Consider the following 16,727-nt stretch of genomic DNA (forward strand, 5'->3'; position numbering starts at 1 on the left):
GCTTCTCCTGGACGAGGCGGTGTTGAGTCGCTGGCCTATTCCACGAGGACGCTCGCCCCGACAGGACGTTGCGCGGTACCACCTCGCTTGCCGTTCCTGGAAGTAGCGAACGACCGCTCAAACTAAGGCTGTGACGGGCCCGACCCGTTCGGCTCTACTTGTCGAGAACGTGCCGGGGCACGAACACGACGTTCTTCCGAAGACTCCCCGGTGATAGCCGGATCTGCGTCTGTGAATCACTATCGATCAATACTATCTTGTCAGGAATCCTGGACCCGGTCGAGAACCGGGTGGAATCCAGCGCAGACCGGCGAGATCGCCACGTCAACGTACCCGGCCAGCTCCCCGCGGCCCACGCCGGCGGCGGCCCACTCCCTGGCGGCCGCGACCGCCGCCGCCACCACCGCGCTCGAGAACGCCCGTCCGGCGAGATCGGCCAGGGCGGCCTGCCCCGGTCTGGCGCCGACGAACTCGTGCACGAGACCCACCTGCACGAGAAATCTGGCCAGCGCGGATGCTTCCAGCTCACTGCTCGTCGCCATCAACTCATACTGGGTGAGCGCCCAGGGCACCCGGCCGGGCCCGAACCCCGCGGCCACCCGCAGCAGAGCCTGTCGCACCGATTCGGTGACCGGGGCGGCCCTGTCGCAATCGGCGAGGGAGGCGGGCAGAACGTCCAGGCCCGCATCGACATCCACCCAGAGCAGGTCGCTCTTGGCCGAGAAGTAATTGAAGAAGGTGTTGCGGCTCACCCCGGCCCGCCGGGCGATATCTCCGATCGTGGTACCGGCGTAGGTCTGCTCCAGGAACAGCTCCGCCGCGGCTTCTTCGAGCATGGCCCGGGACGACGCCTGGGGTCGACCGGGGGCACGGGAATCGGACACGGCTCTCCTGTGTTCTACGATGAGACTCAACACATCTTTTTTTGGACTGAGTCCAATAATGCCACAGCAGGCTTCCCCCGTATTTCCCCTGAACCGCACCGCTTTCGTGAAAAGAGACCGCCGCATGCCCCGTCCGGGAATCATTCCTTCGCGCTCCACCACCCTCGCCGCCCTGGCCGGTGCGGCCGCCCTCGGCCTCGCCCTGACCGGCTGCACGAGCGCCGCGTCCTCCGGAGGCGGCGACGAGCCCACCAGCGGTGGAACCCTGACCTACGCATCCGGTGACGCCGAGCCCACCTGCCTGGACCCCCACGTCGGCGGCAACTACCCGCAGGCCCTGGTCAGCTCCCAGTTCCTGGAATCCTTGGTCTCCCTCGACGCTGACGGCGCCATCATCCCGTGGCTGGCCGACAGCTGGACGGTGAGCCCCGACGGCCTCTCCTGGGAGTTCACGCTGAAAGACGGCGTGACCTTCACCGACGGCACCCCTCTGGACGCCGCCGCGGTGCAGGCCAACATCGCGCACCTGCAGGACCCGGAGACCGGTTCATCGACCGGATACCTGGCCCTGGCGAAGGTCACCGGTACCGAAGCGGTCTCGGATTCCGTGGTGCGGCTTACCCTGGCCCAGCCAGACAGTGCCCTGCTCGAGTCGCTCGCCCAGCCGTGGCTGGCCATCGAATCCCCCACCGCGCTCATGCGCAGCCAGGACGAGAACTGCGCCGCACCGGTGGGCACCGGACCATTCATCGTCGACTCCTGGGTGAAGCAGAACGCCATCACCCTGGTGCGGAACGAGGACTACAGCTCTCCCCCGGCCGATGCCGAGCACGACGGGCCGGCGTACCTGGAAGAAATCGTCTGGCGCTTCATCCCGGACTCGGCCTCCAGGTACGCCGCCCTGCAGGCCGGCGAGGTCGATGTGATCGACAACGCCCAGCCCGACACCATCAGCCAGGCGGAGGCCAGCGACACCATCGTTCACCTCGACGCGCCGCGCCCCGGCGCCTCCAATCGCATCGAACTGAACTCCGGCAAGGCACCGTTCAACGACGCCGCGGTGCGTGAGGCGTTCATCCGCTCGGCCAACGTCGACGACGCCGTTGCGTCGTTGTTCCAAGGCAGCGCCGAACGGTCCACCTCCGCACTGTCCAGCGTCGAACCGCTCGGGGTGTCCAGGCCGGATCTGTTCGATTACGACCCTGACGCCGCCGCCGAGCTTCTCGACGGTGCCGGCTGGGCGGAGAAGGACTCCGACGGCTACCGGGTCAAGGACGGAGTGCGACTCACCGTGGTCTTCCCGGTCAGCACCAACCAGTCCATCCCCGCCGAACAGTCGCTGTTCGAGCAGATTCAGGCGACGGCCAAGGAGACCGGGTTCGACGTTCAGCTGACCAAGCTGGACCTCTCCAGCTGGTACACCGCCCTGGGCAGCAACGCGTACGACGCCGTCAGCGCGCCGTACACCAAGATCGGCCCCGACGTGCTGCGAATCCTGTTCCACTCCGACGGCATCACCCCGGCGCCCAGCGGCTACTTCGCCAACCACGCCCAGGTGAACGATCCCGAACTGGACTCGCTCCTCACCGAGGCGAACCAGGTCTCGACAGGCTCGACCAACGGTGGTGACGCCGACCAGCGCGCCGCGCTGTACGAGGACGCTCAGGACCTGATCCTGGAGGGCTTCTACATCCTGCCGCTCTACGACCAGCAGAATCACTTCCTGCTCGGCACGGCGGTCGAGGGCGCTCGCGCGCTGCCGACGGTGTCGACGCCGGCGTTCTACGACGCGTGGCTGAACCGCTGACGACAGCCGCCCGGCGGGGCGCACGGCCTCGGCTCCGAGGTCTCGCCCGGCGACTCGCGGGCGCGGTCTTCGTGCTGTGGGCCGTCGCCACCGTCACGTTTTTCGCCGTGCGACTGATCCCGGGCGACCCTGCCGAGGCGATCCTCGGCGGTCCGGGCTCACAGACCTCACTGGAGGCGCTCGCGGCGGTGCGCGCCGAGTACGGGCTCGACCAGCCGCTGCTGGTGCAATATCTGCAGCAGCTGGGCCGCCTGGCCACCGGCGACCTCGGCCGGTCCTATGCGCTCAACATGGATGTCGGCCCGCTCGTGCTCAGCCAGCTCGGCGGCACCCTGGTCCTGGCCGTTCTCTCGCTCGCGGTCGCCTGGCTGATCGCCCTCGTCCTGGCCACGTGGTCCACCGGGCGCGGCCGCCTCGCGGCCCGGATCGGCACCGGCCTCGAGATCGTCGCTGCGGCTCTGCCGCACTTCTGGCTGGCCACCACGCTCATCGTGGTCTTCAGCGTCTGGTGGGGGGTGCTGCCGCCGATCAGCACCGCGGATGCCCGCGGCCTGGTCCTGCCCGTCGTCACCCTGGCCATCCCCCTGGCCGGTTTCCTCGGCCAGGTCATGCGGGAGAGCCTGAACACCGCCTTGGAATCACCGTTTGTGCTCTCGGCCAGGGCCAGGGGGGAAAGCGACCGCGGGGTGCTCTGGCGGCACGCCCTGCGGCACGCCGCACTGCCCGCGATCAGCCTGTCCGGCTGGGCGTTCGGCTCCCTGATCAGCGGCGCCGTGGTGGTCGAGACGATCTTCGCCAGGCCCGGCCTCGGCCGCACCCTGCTCAACGCCGTCACCGTGCGCGACGTTCCGGTGGTGGTCGGCGTGGTGATGGTGGTCGCTCTGGCCTACATCCTGATGACCATCGTCACCGACCTCGCGTCCGGCCTGGCCGACCCACGACCCACCGAAATCGGGAACGGAGCGCTCTCGTGAGCGAACTGGAGATTCAGGCGTCGGCGACCGGTCACAGTGCCGGCCGCTCCCAGTCATCCGCTCCCGGCGGGTTCGGCAGCATGCGGGCCTCCGTGGTGGAGCTCGCTGCCGTGCTGGTGGCCATGCTGCTGCTCACCGCGGCGATCGCGCCGCGCCTGCTCGCCCCGGGCGACCCGCTCGCCATCGACCCGCTGGCCGCGTTCGGCGCCCCGTCGTGGGACCACTGGTTCGGCACCGACGAATCGGGCCGGGACATCTACACCCGCGTCGTCGACGGCGCCAGGGACTCCCTCCTGATCGGCCTCACCGCCACCGTGATCGGGCTCGGCCTCGGTGCGGTCCTCGGCACGATCGCCGGCACCCTCGGCGCGGCCGTGGACTTCACGGTCAACAGGTTCCTCGAGGTGCTGTTCGCGTTTCCCGGGCTGCTGCTGGCGCTGCTGTTCATCCTGGTGTTCGGTCCGGGTCCGGGCAGCGCCATTGTGGCGGTGGGGCTCTCCACGGCGCCGGGCTACGCGCGCATCATCCGTGCCCAGCTGCTGCGGGTGCGCTCCTCGGCGTTCGTGGAGGCCGCCACCGTGCAGGGCCTCGGTCGCGGCCGGATCCTGGCCAGGCACATCCTGCCCAATACGCTGGCGCCGCTGTTCGTTCTCGGCACCCTCGGCATCGGCCAGGCCATCATCTGGGCCGCCGCGCTGAGCTACCTGGGGCTGGGCGCGCAACCGCCGGCCGCCGAGTGGGGCGCCATGCTCTCCGCCGGCCGCACCTACATCACCTCGGCCTGGTGGATGAGCTTCTTCCCCGGTCTGTTCATCGTGCTCACCGCTGTGTGCGCGACGACCCTCGGCCGCTCGATCGAACGACGGATGAGGCACGCATGAGCGCCACGAATTCACGCTGCGCCGGCCCGCACCCGGCGGTCGCCCTGCGGGTGCGCAACCTCCGGGTGGGTTTCGGCGATGCGTCCGCCGCCGATGTCGTGCGCGGCGTCTCGTTCGAGCTCTCCGCCGGCGAATGCCTGGCCATCGTGGGCGAGTCCGGTTCGGGGAAGAGCGTCACCGCGCGGAGCATCCTCGGACTGGCCGGCACCGCCGCTCGGGTCAGCGCCGACGAGCTCAGCCTCGCCGGCGAGTCCGTGCTCGGGTTGTCGGAGGCAGCCTGGCGCCGCCGCCGCGGCCGGGACGTGGGTCTGGTGCTGCAGGACGCCCTTGCCTCCCTCGACCCGCTCCGCCCGATCATTCGCGAGATCGGCGACTCGCTGCGCCTGCACACCCGCCTCGACCAGACCGAACGCAGCCGTAAGGTCCTCGAGATCCTCGCCGCCGCAGGACTGGCGCAGCCGGAGCTCTACGCGGGCCGGCGCTCCGGGGAGCTCTCCGGCGGCCAGCGCCAGCGGGCGCTGATCGCCGCCGCCCTCGCCCTCGATCCCCCACTGTTGGTGGCAGACGAACCCACGACAGCCATCGACGTGACCGTGCAGGCCCAGGTGCTCGACCTGCTCGAGCAGGTGCGCGGCCGGGGAACGGCCATCGTGCTGATCAGCCACGACCTCGCCGTGGTGAGCCGCATCGCCGACCGGATCGCCGTGATGCACGAGGGCCGCATCATCGAGACCGGCACAACGGCCGAGGTGCTGCAAAACCCACGGCACGCCGAGACCAGGCGGATGCTGGCCGCGGTTCCCGTGGACAGGCCGCGCGGGTCCAGGCTCGCGCCGGCGACGGCCGTGCGGGAGCCTGTTGTCGCGAACCCGCCCGCGCGCGTCCCCGAGCGGATCCCCGTCAGTGTTGCGTCCCGCACCCCGCCGGTAGAGTCCGTTGCCGAACCGGTCATCGCCCTGGAGGCCATCGGGCTGTCCAAGTCGTTCCGCGGCCCGCACGGCACCATGCACCGCGCCGTCGACGAGGTGTCCTTCCGGCTGCCCGGGGGAAGCACTCTGGGCATCGTGGGCGAGTCCGGCTCCGGCAAGACCACCACCGCCAGGCTCGCCCTCGCGCTCACGGCCGCCGACACCGGTGAAGTGCGCCTGCTCGGCGAGGCGTGGAGCACGTTGCCCGAACGCGACCGCCGGGCCAGGCGGCCCCTGGTCGGCGCGGTCTACCAGGACGTGCTGGGATCATTCGACCCCCGGCTGAGCGTGCGCGAGATCCTCCGCCATGCCGTCGCCGCCACCGCCGGGAGCAGCACCGGAGGTGGTTCGGCGGGGCGCCGCGCCACGGCCGCCCGCGTGTCCGCACTTCTTGACGATGTCGGCCTGGCCGAGACCCTGTTGGATCGCCGGCCCACCGACCTCTCCGGCGGGCAACGCCAGCGGGTGGGCATTGCCCGGGCCCTGGCCTCCAGCCCCCGGATCCTGATCTGTGACGAACCCGTTTCGGCGCTCGATGTGAGTGTGCAGGCCCAGGTCCTCGACCTGCTCGACGAGCTGCAGCGTGAGCTGTCGTTGAGCCTTCTGTTCATCTCCCACGACCTTGGCGTGATCCAGCACGTCAGTGACCACGTCGCCGTGATGAACGACGGCCGGATCGTCGAGACCGGCACCGCCGCCGAGGTCTTCACCAGGCCGGCGCATCCCTATACCCGTGCGCTGCTCGCCGCCGTCCCGCGTCTGGCCTAGTACCAGCGAAAACGAATTCTCGCATCCCGTAAAATTTTGGTGGATTAGTTTCCCACCGTCTCGGCAGTTCGGGCTGCGACTGAACACTGTCTAGTTTGCTGCCTCAGGTGACGAAGCGCCCCCTCGCATCAGTTTGGGGGCGCTTCGCCGAATTAGGTTACGTTAGGACCAAGCGAAACCCGCGCGGGTGTCACCTTGACGGTAGATCGCGGTGAGTGCAAAAACCTTCTTCGCGACCAAGTTCAAAACTGCTGCGGCCTTCGCTCTATTACCTTTTTGCGCATAGTCCCGAAATTGAGCGGCAGCCTGCTGCACTCCTGCTGATCCAGCTGGCACGGTCCCGGCAAGTAACTCGAGAGTGTTATTCGCCTGTCGGATGGCTTCTTCCCTGTTTGCCTGTGGGGTACTTCCTGTCGCGATCCTATTCGCATAGGATTGCAAGTCTGAAGCCATGTTATCGAGTGCGCTGACGTTGGGCTGGATTGCCGCGCTCGCTGATTGCGGCAGGCCGAGACCTAGGGCCAGGGCCAGCGCCGCGACCAAGGCCACAATCAAGACGGGAATCCGTCTGGCTGAAGTGTCAGTGGGTGATGATTGTGAACTGCCTAATGCCAAAGCTCCGTTTACCATGATGTTCCTCTTTCATTTGATGAGTCGATCACTACCGGCTAAGTTGCGGGCGAAATTTCCCCCCCTGCATTCATCGTTGGGGTGAGCCTAGTGGGTCAATAAATCTACGAAGGCTAGTGAAGGCGATCGTCGTGGTCCGGTCCGTCTGCCGTTATGCCAACCGACAGCGGATGCCAACCACGAGCCGTGACCATCAGTTGGGTGACAAGGGCGCTCCCCATCCGCGTAGAAGGTTATTCTTCAGCGTGTTGTTGCGATCGGCAGCGCCAGAGGCGCGTCCTCTCGCGAAGTTTTGGTCGCGTTGCCCTCACCGAAACGGGCGCAAGAACCTTGTTCTGACGCTCGCCGTGCTCCAGTCTGCTCGACTGTAAACTTACATTCGCGACCGCTCCGCGGTGTTTCGGCAGACCCCAGTCCGACCATTGGACGACGAGAGTCTCACCAGCCGCAGGAAGGCCTCCAAGCTCGGCTTCCCATCCTCGTCAACCAGAGCACCTCAGTTCTATGATCAATGAGGCACCCGCCTCGTCGGTCAGTTCACGTTGGTTCGGGCGGCTTTACCCTTGGCGCAGTCAGCGGGGCTAAACGCGTGTGAGCGCTCAGCAACACCGGCATTCCCGCCCGAGGAGGTGCTACACGCCTTCGAACAGATCGCCATCCCAGCAGCATCGACGCTACGTCCACCGCTTAGGGAGCATCTTGAAGGTTTGTGCACGCCACCACCCGATCGGCTTGGAGTCGCGACCCGTTTTGACGCAAAAGGACCGGGTCTTCTCAAAACTGGACAAGAGCAGTCGAGCATCACCACCAAACAGCGTTCCACCTGTGATTTTGACTGGGAAGTCAGGGCAGCAAGGCTGCGGGACCTAGCTGTACTGAGCCGACAGGTTGGTGACATTCGGGGTTAAAAAGGGGAGAACCTCCGGTTCTTGGGGAGATGTCAAAGTCGCCACGAACACGGAGGTTCTCATGCCCCACGCTAATACCCGTTTGACCCTTCATGGAAGGTCGTTGCTGATCGAACGGGTGATCGTCGCTCTTGGCGATTTCGAGGGTGGCGGGACATGTTAGCGAGCGAAGGGACCGTCGATGCGTCCGGGTCCGCGGCTCCTCCACAGGCGGCCGGTTTGAGTGCCTTTCCCCACCCGGTTCTGAAGGGGCTGGAGTGTCGGTGGTCGGTGCAATTATCGGGGTATGAGCAGCCCAGCAGAGCGGTTCCCGACCGACCCGGAGGACCCGGGTCACGACGCCCGCGACAGCGCGGGCGGACCCAATCCCAGCCCGAATCCCAACTCTGAAGCAGCCCCCGATGCCGGCGCAGCGGCGCACGCCCGCCGGCGCCGCCGCACCCTGCAGGAACAGGCCCAAGCCACCCTCGCGCGGAAGGTAGCCACGGCCAGGAAGGCCCACCGCAGCATCGCGAAGGCGACCGCCAAGCGGGCTCGCGCGCTGGCGGACCTGCAGCGGTGGAGTTCCGACCCGGCCACCGCGAAACTGCTCAACCCCGACTACGCCGCCGAGTCGGTGCGCGGGCCGGTCCTCGCCGACGCCGACGCCAGCCCGCGGAAGATCCCGGCGTGGGAGGACCAGGAGATCGCCCGCCGCACGATCACGACCGAGGTCGCCTGCTCGCTGCGCCTGGCCGATCGCACGGCGGAGAACCTGATCGGTGAATCCTCCTTGTTCGCCGGCCCGATGAAAGCCACCCTCACCGCGATGAGCTCCGGCGACATCAGCTACCGGCACGGGCAGGTGCTGATGGACCAGCTCAGCTTGCTCCCGCTCGAGGAGGCCGCCGAGTTCGAAGCGAGGTTACTGCCGGAAGCGAAAGACCTCACGGTCGGCAAGCTCGCGGTGAAGGCGAGGCGGATGCGGGAACGCGCGCACCCGGAGACCCTCAGCACACGGGCCACCGCGGCGGTTGCCGAGCGCGGGGTGTGGTGGGAGGGCCGGGCCGATGGCATGGGCACTCTGACCTGGTACGGGACCGCGGTGCAGACTCAGGCCGCACTCGACAGGTTGACCAGCATCGCCGAGAGCACCCAGGCCTTAGAACGACACGACGCGTCGATTCCCGAGATGGACCGGCGCACGATCGGTCAGATCTGCGCCGACGCCATGGCCGACCTGGTCCTGGACGGCGTCACCGCCGCCGGCACCGGCGGCGGCATCCGAGGCAGCGTGATGGTCACCGTCCCGGTCTTCACCCTGATGGGAAAAAGCGAAGCACCCGGTTTCCTGGAAGGGTACGGGCCGATCCCGGCCGACGTGGCCAGAGAGATCGCGGCCGGAGCGCCCAGCTTCACCCGGCTGCTGGTGCACCCGGAAACCGGGGCGGTGCTCTCAGTCGGTAAGGAGCAGTACCGGGTCCCGGCCGATACACGCCGGTGGTTGGGGTTACGGGACGGCACCTGCCGCTTCCCGGGCTGCACCCGGCCCGCCTCCCGCAGCGATATCGACCACACCATCGCCCGGGAACACGGCGGACCGACCGACTACGACAATCTGGCCCACCTCTGCCGCGCCCACCACCGGCTCAAACACCAAACCCTCTGGGCCGTGGTCCAAGAACCCGGCGGGGTGCTGCGCTGGACCTCCCCGGCCGGGGAAACCCACCGCACCTACCCGGAAACCACCCTCGGGCCACCACCCACACTGGCCCCCACACCCGAACCACCGGCGACATCGGCACGGCCGCGGACAAGCGACCTGCCCGACGATCCGCCGTTCTAGTCGGGCGGGTTCGGGCGAACTCCGCTATTCCACGACTACGGAGCGATCGTGACACCGGGGCTGACCCCCGCCGCGAGGGTCCCCGACGTGGCGGTGAGCGTGTAGCTCCCCGCCCGATTCACCCGGCAACCGGCGAACGTCGCCACACCGGACACCGCGGCACGAGGGTTACTGGTACACGTGAGAGTGGCGCCTGCCGGGGTCGTCAGCCTGACAGTGACCGAGGCCGAACTCGCAACGACGTTGCCGCTGGCATCCTGGATGGCCACGCTCGGCTGGGTGCCCCAGACCTGGTTCACCGACCCACCCGACCCAGCCGCAACGAAGACCAGCTTGCTCGCGGCACCGGGCGTGACCGTGAATGCGGGACTCACGGTCGTCAGGGTGCCGGCGGTTGCGGTGAGTGTGTATGTACCGGCCTTGTCGATGCTGCATCCCGAGAAGATGAATCCCCAACCGACGTACGACGGCGCGGGATTTGTCGCGCAAGCCAGTGTTGCGCCGGCAGCATTGGTCAGGGCAAGCGTGGCCTGCCCGGTCGCGGTGACAGCGTTACCGCCTGCGTCTTGCACGGTCACTGCCGGCGTGTTTCCGAACGTGGTCGCCGAGGTCGTCGACCCTGGTGAAGAGACGAAGACCAGCCGGGCAGCGGGCCCGGTCGCGACCGTGAAGCTTGCGCTCGTGGCGGCGGTGAGATTGCCGGACACCGCCCGCAGCGTGTAGCTGCCGGCGCGGTCGACGGCGCAGCCGGCGAATGCGGCTGCGCCCGACAGCGGGGAGAGCGGGTTCGTCGTGCAGGTCAGCGTGGCTCCGTTTGCGGTGGTCAGGCTCAGTGTCACCGGCGTGGTGCCGGTCGCGATGTTGCCGCCGGCGTCCTGCACCACGACCGTGGGTTGGCCGGAGAACGCCACGCCGCCGGTCGACCCACCGGGGTTGACGCTGAAAGCCAGTTTCGCTGCAGGACCCGGGGTCACCGTGTAGCTGCCGCTGACAGCCGGGGTCAGGACGCCGGATGTGGCGGTCAGCGTATAGCTGCCTGCCTTGTCGATCCTGCAGCCGGAGTACGTCGCAACCCCGGACGCTGCCGCCTTGGGGTTCGCTGTGCAGTACAGCGTGGCCCCGGCAGCGGTCGTGAGCTTCAGGGTCACGGCGGCGGTGCTCGCGACGGTGTTGCCGCCGGCGTCCTGAATCGCGACCGCGGGTTGGGTGTCAAAGGTGGTGTTGTACCGGGTCGTGCTCGGTGCCGACGTGAAACCCAGTTTCGTGGCGGGTCCGACCGCGATGGTGAAGCTTGCGCTCACGGCCGCCGTGAGTGTTCCCGAGCTGGCGGTCAGGGTGTAGGTGCCCGCCCGCCCGATAGAGCAGCCAGCAAATGCGACGGTCCCGGTGCCCGTGGCCGGGTTCGCGCTGCAGGCGAGGGTTGCCCCCGCCGCTGTGGTGATCGCCAGGGTGACCGGCATGGTGGTGGCGACGGCGTTGCCACCCGCGTCCCGTACGGCGACCACGGGCTGGGTGCCAAAAGCTCTCCCCCCGGTTGAGCCGGACGGGCTGGTGGTGAAGACGAGGCGAGCGGCGGGACCAGCGCTGATCGCGACGGATCCGCTCACGGCCGCGGTCAACCCGGCCGCGGTCGCGGTCAGGGAGTAGCTCCCGGGCTTGGTGATCTTGCAGCCGGCGAAGGTAGCGGTTCCGGCCACGGCAGCTCTCGGGTTGGCCGTACAGGTGAGGCCGGCCCCTGCTGCGCTGGTCAGGCCCAGGGTGACGGCCGCTGTGCTGCTGACGGTGTTCCCGCCGGCATCCTGGATCGCCAGTATCGGCTGGACGGCAAAGGCTGTGTCCACCGATGTGGAACCCGGTTGGGCCGTGAAGACCAGCTTCGAGGCCGGGCCCGTCGTGATGGTGAATGTGGCGCTGAGAGCGGCGGGAAGTGCGCCGGAACGGGCGGTCAGGGTGTAGGTTCCGGCCCGGTCGATGCGGCAGCCGGCGAATGACGCCCGGCCGGAGACGGCGGCTACCGGATTGGCCGCGCAGGCCAGGGTCGCCCCAGCCGGATTGGTCAAGGTCAGGGCCACGCTGGCGGTGCTCGACGCGGTTTCCCCTTCGGCGTTCTGGATGGCCACGACGGGTTGACGGGCCCAGGCGACGCCGCCGGTTGACCCGGAGGGGGCGGTCGTGAAGGCCAGTTGGGTTGCGGGGCCGGCGGTCTCCCAAGAGCTGCCGGCCATGGTTGTGGAGGCGCTGAAGGCGGCGGTCACCTCGGTTGGCGGTGCCGCCACCAGTGTGACGGCGATCAGGGTCGCAACGACTCCCACTGCAGCCAGTTCGGCCGGAGCAACCCGCGGGCCCCTCCCCTGGCGGGACGGTCGGAAGTGACGTCCACGGGGCCGGCGCGGCCGGGGGTTCGCGGCGCCGTCCAGCGCGACGACGACGACGGCCGCGGCGGTGAGGATCAGCCACAGCACTAGCGGAGTAATGGCCGTCGTGGTCAGCCAGAAGGCGGGCAGCCCGATCCAGGGGATCAGGAGCTGGGCTTGGCTGATAATGTCGCCCCGGTCCAGGGGGCTGCTGTCCACGCTCTGGTTGGCGTCACCCGCCGTGATGAGCGACCCGTCCTCGTTGGCCCCGACGACCCGGTGCAGCATGGTGCCTGCGGTGGCAGATCCGGCCGGGGCGGGGAAGCTCACGACGCGCCCGAGGGGCGGCGGAGTGTCGGCCTCCATGGGCTCGGAGAGCACGACGTCGCCGGTGCTGATCAGCGGTTCCATGGACCCGCTCTGCACGATCGAACCCGTGAGGCCGGTGAGCATCGGCAGGGTGGCGCAGGCGCCCAGGGCAAGCATCAGCACCAGGTAGGCCCTCGACAGGGTGGCGATCGTCAGGAATCCCCAGCCCCCGCGCACGGCGCGGGGCTGGCGACCGACGGTGCTGTCGGTGGATCCGCTGTCGAGGGACACTGCTACCTGATCTGTCGGGGCGCTACCTGGTGGTGGGATGGCCGAACTAGTTGCTGTTCTGCAGCTCCCAGACGAGGTCGATGCTGGTGGAGGCGCCCTGCAACGCGTCGACCTGCAGCTGGGTCAGTCCGGTCGCGTCGAAGGTCCAGGTGCCCTTGTAGGTCTTGGACTCCCCACTGGCGTTTCCTGTGGTCGTCCACGCGCTACCACCGGTGGCGTAGTCGCTATTGACCGTGGACAGCGTGGCCAACGACGCTGCCGGCAGGACCGGGACCGCCGGGTCGATGACGAAACCCGTGCAGTCGGCGAAGCTCCCGCCGGTGCCCTGTTCGATCTTCAGCTTGATGTATTTCTCCAGTCCCTGCGCCGAGGGCGACAGGTTCTGCACATAGGCCTTGACTACCCCGGCGACGGACGACGATGCCGTCACGACGAGGCACTTCTCGCCAGTGTCGCCAGGCGTGACATTGGTGACCTGGAAGCCGGCGGTGCCGTTGTCGTCGTCCGTGAGGGCCACGCTTCCGGTGCTCCAGCTATTGCCGGGGTTTCGGGTCGAGGATGAGAAGGCGGCGTTCGACGCCTGGAACACCATCGCGCCGGCGAGCAGGATGGCGGCCGGGCCAACACCAACGGTCACAATACGCCGGGCGAGGGTACTGGGTTTACGCATGACGGAATCCTTCGGTTCAGGGCAGGCCGGGGTCCAGAATGAAGGCCGCAGTATGCGACCCAATCGAAACCCTGAGTTGACCCAGTCAGGAAGGAAATTCCCCGGTAGACCCAAAAAAATCGGTTGCCCCTTCGCTCAAACTAGCGGTCTCCCACCACCGCGCACAAGTTAAATCTGAAGTATTTTCATGTCAATATTCTTCGCCATTCTGGCGACCGCCCCGGCACCGCGCCGCCCGCCCGCCAGATGTCCGCCGAAAGGCAGATTCGGTGGGAGCCAACGTCGCGATCCTCGCTCGGATCAGCCCGTTCGCCCCCTCGTCGTGCGGCCTCGGGCGCAGAATCGGCTAGATTGGTTCAGCAGTACTGAAGGCACCTCACCATCGACACGGTGCCGCTGAACCGAATCGGAGTGTCATGACCAACGCTGACCGCGTTCCCGAAAAGCCCGCCCTCGAAGGGCTGGAAGCCAAGTGGGAGACCAGTTGGGAAGCACAGGGCACCTACCGCTTCGACCGCGCGGCCGCCACGAAGGAGTCGATCTTCTCGATCGATACTCCCCCGCCGACCGCCTCCGGCTCACTGCACATCGGCCATGTCTTCAGCTACACGCACACCGACGTCGTGGCTCGCTTCCAGCGCATGCGCGGCAAGAGCGTCTTCTACCCGATGGGCTGGGATGACAACGGCCTGCCCACCGAACGACGTGTGCAAAACTTCTACGGCGTGCGCTGCGACCCATCGCTGCCGTACACGCCCGACTTCGTGCCGCCCTTCGAGGGGGGCGACGGCAAGAGCACCAAGGCCGCCGACCAGCTCCCCGTGAGCCGCCGCAACTTCATCGAACTCTGCGAACGCCTCACCGTCGAGGACGAGAAACAGTTCGAGGAACTGTGGCGCACCCTGGGCCTCAGCGTCGACTGGAACCAGAGCTACCGCACCATCGCGCCGGAGTCCATCACCGCCTCCCAGCTCGCTTTCGTCGGCAACGTCAACCGTGGCGAGGCCTACCAGGCCATGGCTCCCACCCTCTGGGACGTCACCTTCCGCACTGCCGTCGCCCAGGCCGAACTCGAGGACAAGGAGATGCCGGCCGCGTACCACCGGGTCTCCTTCCACAAGCCGGACGGCTCCACCATCGAGATCGAGACCACCCGGCCGGAACTCCTCGCCGCCTGCGTCGCTCTTGTCGCGCATCCGGACGACGACCGCTACAAGCCGTTCTTCGGCAGCACGGTACGCACCCCGGTGTTCGACGTCGAGATCCCGATTCTCGCTCACCACCTCGCCCAGAAGGACAAGGGCTCGGGGATCGCGATGATCTGCACCTTCGGCGACGTGACCGACGTGGTCTGGTGGCGTGAACTCGACCTGCCCAACCGCGCGATCATGGGCTTCGACGGCCGTATCATCGCCGAGGCCCCCGACGTCATCGTCACCCCGGCCGCGCTGGCCGCCTACGCCCAGCTTGCCGGCAAGACGGTCTTCTCGGCCAAGCAGGCCATGGTGGAGCTCCTCCGTGAGTCCGGCGACCTGATCGGCGACCCCAAGCCGATCGTGCACCCGGTCAAGTTCTTCGAAAAGGGCGACAAGCCCCTCGAGATCGTCTCCACCCGCCAGTGGTACATCCGCAACGGTGCCCGCGACGAAAAGCTTCGCGCCCGCCTGATCGAACACGGATCCGCTCTGCAGTGGCATCCTGAATTCATGCGCGTGCGCTACGAGAACTGGGTCAACGGCCTCACCGGTGACTGGCTTGTCTCCCGCCAGCGCTTCTTCGGAGTTCCCCTGCCCGTCTGGTACCCGCTCGACGCCGAGTCCAACCCGGTCTTCGACCAGCCGATCATCGCCACCGCCGACCTGTTACCCGTCGACCCGTCCTCGGATGTGGCCCCCGGCTACACGGCCGAGCAGCGCGGAGCGGCCAACGGCTTCGTCGGCGAGGTCGACGTGATGGACACCTGGGCCACCTCGTCCCTCACCCCTCAGCTGGCCGGCGGTTGGGAGCGCGACCCCGAACTCTTCGACCTCGTGTACCCGTACTCGCTGCGTCCGCAGGGCCAGGACATCATCCGCACCTGGTTGTTCTCCACCCTGCTGCGCGCCGAACTCGAACACGGCGAATCGCCGTGGAAGCACGCGGCACTGTCGGGCTTCATCGTCGACCCCGACCGTAAGAAGATGTCCAAGTCCAAGGGCAACGTGGTCACTCCCGCCGACGTGCTCAGTCAGCACGGTTCAGACGCCGTACGGTACTGGGCGGCGTCCTCGCGGCTGGGCACCGACGCGGCGTTCGACCCGAAGAACCCCACCCAGATCAAGATCGGCCGCCGCCTGGCGATCAAGATCCTCAACGCCAGCAAGTTCATCCTCGGCTTCGCCGGCGATGACGCAGCACCGGTGACCGAACCCATCGATGTGAGCATGCTCGCCCGTCTCGACGTCGTCGTCGGCCAGGCGACCGCCGCGTTCGACGCATTCGACCATGCCCGTGCGCTCGAGACCGCCGAGAGCTTCTTCTGGACCTTCTGTGACGACTACCTCGAACTGGTCAAGGAACGCGCCTACGGCGAGCCCGGTCCGGAGCAGGCGTCGGCCGTCGCCGCGCTGCGCACCGCCCTGTCGACCCTGCTGCGCCTGTTTGCCCCGTTCGTGCCGTTCGCCACCGAAGAAGCCTGGTCGTGGTCCAACGACGACTCGGTGCACCGTGCCCCATGGCCGGTCGCCTCTGGCACGACGCCGGATGCCGACAGCCTCGCGCTGCTGGACCTGGCCAGCCGGGCTCTCACAGGCATCCGCCGGGCGAAGACCGACGCGAAGGCGTCACAGAAGTCTGCCGTCGTCTCCGCCACCATCGGCGGACCGGAAGCAGAGGTTGCCCTGCTCGCGCAGGTCGCCGCCGATTTGAAAGCAGTAGGCCGGATCACGGACTTGACCTTCGTCAAGGCCGATGAGCTGGTCGTAACTGATATCGTGCTCGCCACGGTGTCGGAAATCTAAGGAGAACCGCATGTCAATCAAGGTCCGCCCGCTGGGCGACAAAGACTTCTTCCCGTGGCTGGGCCTGCTCGAAGGGTATAGCGAGTTCTCCAAGAGCGACCTGACCGACGAGAAGGCTCTGCGTGTGTGGAGCTGGATCATCGACAAGAACCATGACCTCGACGGCGCTGTCGCGGTCGACGACAACGGGGACTTCGTCGGATTCACGCTCTACCGACCGTTCCCACGCACCCTCAGCGGCGACGTCGGACTGTTCATCGACGACCTCTTCGTCACCTCGGCTGTCCGTGACGGCGGGGTGAGCAAGTCCCTGCTGGAATTCGCCCGCGAGTACGCCAAGGCGCACAATTACCGCACCCTGCAGTGGGTCACCACGGCAGACGACAAGTCCGCCAAGAAGCTCTACGACGAGGTCGGCACCCGCACCAGCTTGGTCACTTACCAGGCCGAGGTCTAACC

11 protein-coding genes are annotated in these 16,727 nt (G+C 67.6%); 7 read left to right on the forward strand and 4 right to left on the reverse strand.

Annotated features, from left to right (window positions below):
* Positions 1–260: 260 nt before the first annotated feature.
* Entirely contained in the window at positions 261–884 is a 624-nt protein-coding gene (locus tag B7495_RS09655) for a TetR/AcrR family transcriptional regulator (protein ID WP_240632186.1), read from the reverse strand.
* Between the two features lie 124 nt (positions 885–1,008).
* Here B7495_RS09655 and B7495_RS09660 point away from each other — a divergent pair, with 124 nt between their 5' ends.
* The 4 genes from B7495_RS09660 (at position 1,009) to B7495_RS09675 (ending at position 6,282) form a co-directional block, all read left to right on the forward strand.
* Positions 1,009–2,691, forward strand: coding sequence for an ABC transporter substrate-binding protein (locus B7495_RS09660; RefSeq protein WP_174776233.1), 1,683 nt, complete (start codon positions 1,009–1,011; stop codon positions 2,689–2,691).
* Positions 2,676–3,665, forward strand: coding sequence for an ABC transporter permease (locus B7495_RS09665; protein ID WP_240632187.1), 990 nt, complete (start codon positions 2,676–2,678; stop codon positions 3,663–3,665). Before B7495_RS09660 ends, B7495_RS09665 begins: the two co-directional genes overlap by 16 nt.
* 80 nt (positions 3,666–3,745) lie before the next feature.
* The gene (locus B7495_RS09670; protein ID WP_088458019.1) at positions 3,746–4,546 is read left to right on the forward strand and encodes an ABC transporter permease; all 801 of its coding nucleotides are present in this window, start codon (positions 3,746–3,748) and stop codon (positions 4,544–4,546) included.
* Entirely contained in the window at positions 4,543–6,282 is a 1,740-nt protein-coding gene (locus B7495_RS09675; RefSeq protein ID WP_088456379.1) for an ABC transporter ATP-binding protein, read from the forward strand. The genes B7495_RS09670 and B7495_RS09675 overlap by 4 nt, the downstream gene beginning before the upstream one ends.
* Before the next feature lie 162 nt (positions 6,283–6,444).
* Here the strand turns inward: B7495_RS09675 and B7495_RS18810 are convergent, their stop codons facing one another.
* On the reverse strand, positions 6,445–6,912 hold the full coding sequence (locus B7495_RS18810; RefSeq protein WP_133163859.1) for a hypothetical protein: 468 nt from the start codon (positions 6,910–6,912) through the stop codon (positions 6,445–6,447).
* A 1,194-nt stretch (positions 6,913–8,106) separates the two neighbouring features.
* Between B7495_RS18810 and B7495_RS09680 the strand changes: the two genes are divergently transcribed.
* Positions 8,107–9,645, forward strand: a complete 1,539-nt coding sequence (locus B7495_RS09680; protein ID WP_088456380.1) for an HNH endonuclease signature motif containing protein — start codon at positions 8,107–8,109, stop codon at positions 9,643–9,645.
* Positions 9,646–9,680: 35 nt separating this feature from the next.
* On the opposite strand, the gene B7495_RS09685 is transcribed toward B7495_RS09680, so the two are convergent.
* Positions 9,681–12,599, reverse strand: a complete 2,919-nt coding sequence (locus tag B7495_RS09685) for a hypothetical protein (protein WP_088456381.1) — start codon at positions 12,597–12,599, stop codon at positions 9,681–9,683.
* 46 nt (positions 12,600–12,645) lie between these two features.
* Complete coding sequence (locus B7495_RS09690) at positions 12,646–13,269, reverse strand: hypothetical protein (protein ID WP_088456382.1); 624 nt, start codon at positions 13,267–13,269, stop codon at positions 12,646–12,648.
* A 416-nt stretch (positions 13,270–13,685) separates the two neighbouring features.
* Here B7495_RS09690 and valS point away from each other — a divergent pair, with 416 nt between their 5' ends.
* Together valS and B7495_RS09700 are read left to right on the forward strand one after the other, a co-directional pair.
* Positions 13,686–16,268: a valine--tRNA ligase gene (gene valS, locus B7495_RS09695; RefSeq protein ID WP_088456383.1), complete on the forward strand. Its 2,583-nt coding sequence runs from the start codon at positions 13,686–13,688 to the stop codon at positions 16,266–16,268.
* 10 nt (positions 16,269–16,278) lie between these two features.
* Positions 16,279–16,725, forward strand: coding sequence for a GNAT family N-acetyltransferase (locus tag B7495_RS09700; RefSeq protein WP_088456384.1), 447 nt, complete (start codon positions 16,279–16,281; stop codon positions 16,723–16,725).
* The last annotated feature ends 2 nt before the right edge of the window (positions 16,726–16,727 follow it).

The organism is Cryobacterium sp. LW097, from assembly GCF_002205495.2.
Classification (GTDB): domain Bacteria; phylum Actinomycetota; class Actinomycetes; order Actinomycetales; family Microbacteriaceae; genus Cryobacterium; species Cryobacterium zongtaii.

Coding starts and splice junctions, on each gene's coding strand:
- B7495_RS09660 (WP_174776233.1), top strand. CDS start 1,009: ATGCCCCGTCCGGGAATCATTCCTTCGCGCTCCACCACCCTCGCCGCC.
- B7495_RS09670 (WP_088458019.1), top strand. CDS start 3,746: ATGCGGGCCTCCGTGGTGGAGCTCGCTGCCGTGCTGGTGGCCATGCTG.
- B7495_RS09675 (WP_088456379.1), top strand. CDS start 4,543: ATGAGCGCCACGAATTCACGCTGCGCCGGCCCGCACCCGGCGGTCGCC.
- B7495_RS18810 (WP_133163859.1), bottom strand. CDS start 6,912: ATGGTAAACGGAGCTTTGGCATTAGGCAGTTCACAATCATCACCCACT.
- B7495_RS09680 (WP_088456380.1), top strand. CDS start 8,107: ATGAGCAGCCCAGCAGAGCGGTTCCCGACCGACCCGGAGGACCCGGGT.
- B7495_RS09690 (WP_088456382.1), bottom strand. CDS start 13,269: ATGCGTAAACCCAGTACCCTCGCCCGGCGTATTGTGACCGTTGGTGTT.
- valS (WP_088456383.1), top strand. CDS start 13,686: ATGACCAACGCTGACCGCGTTCCCGAAAAGCCCGCCCTCGAAGGGCTG.
- B7495_RS09700 (WP_088456384.1), top strand. CDS start 16,279: ATGTCAATCAAGGTCCGCCCGCTGGGCGACAAAGACTTCTTCCCGTGG.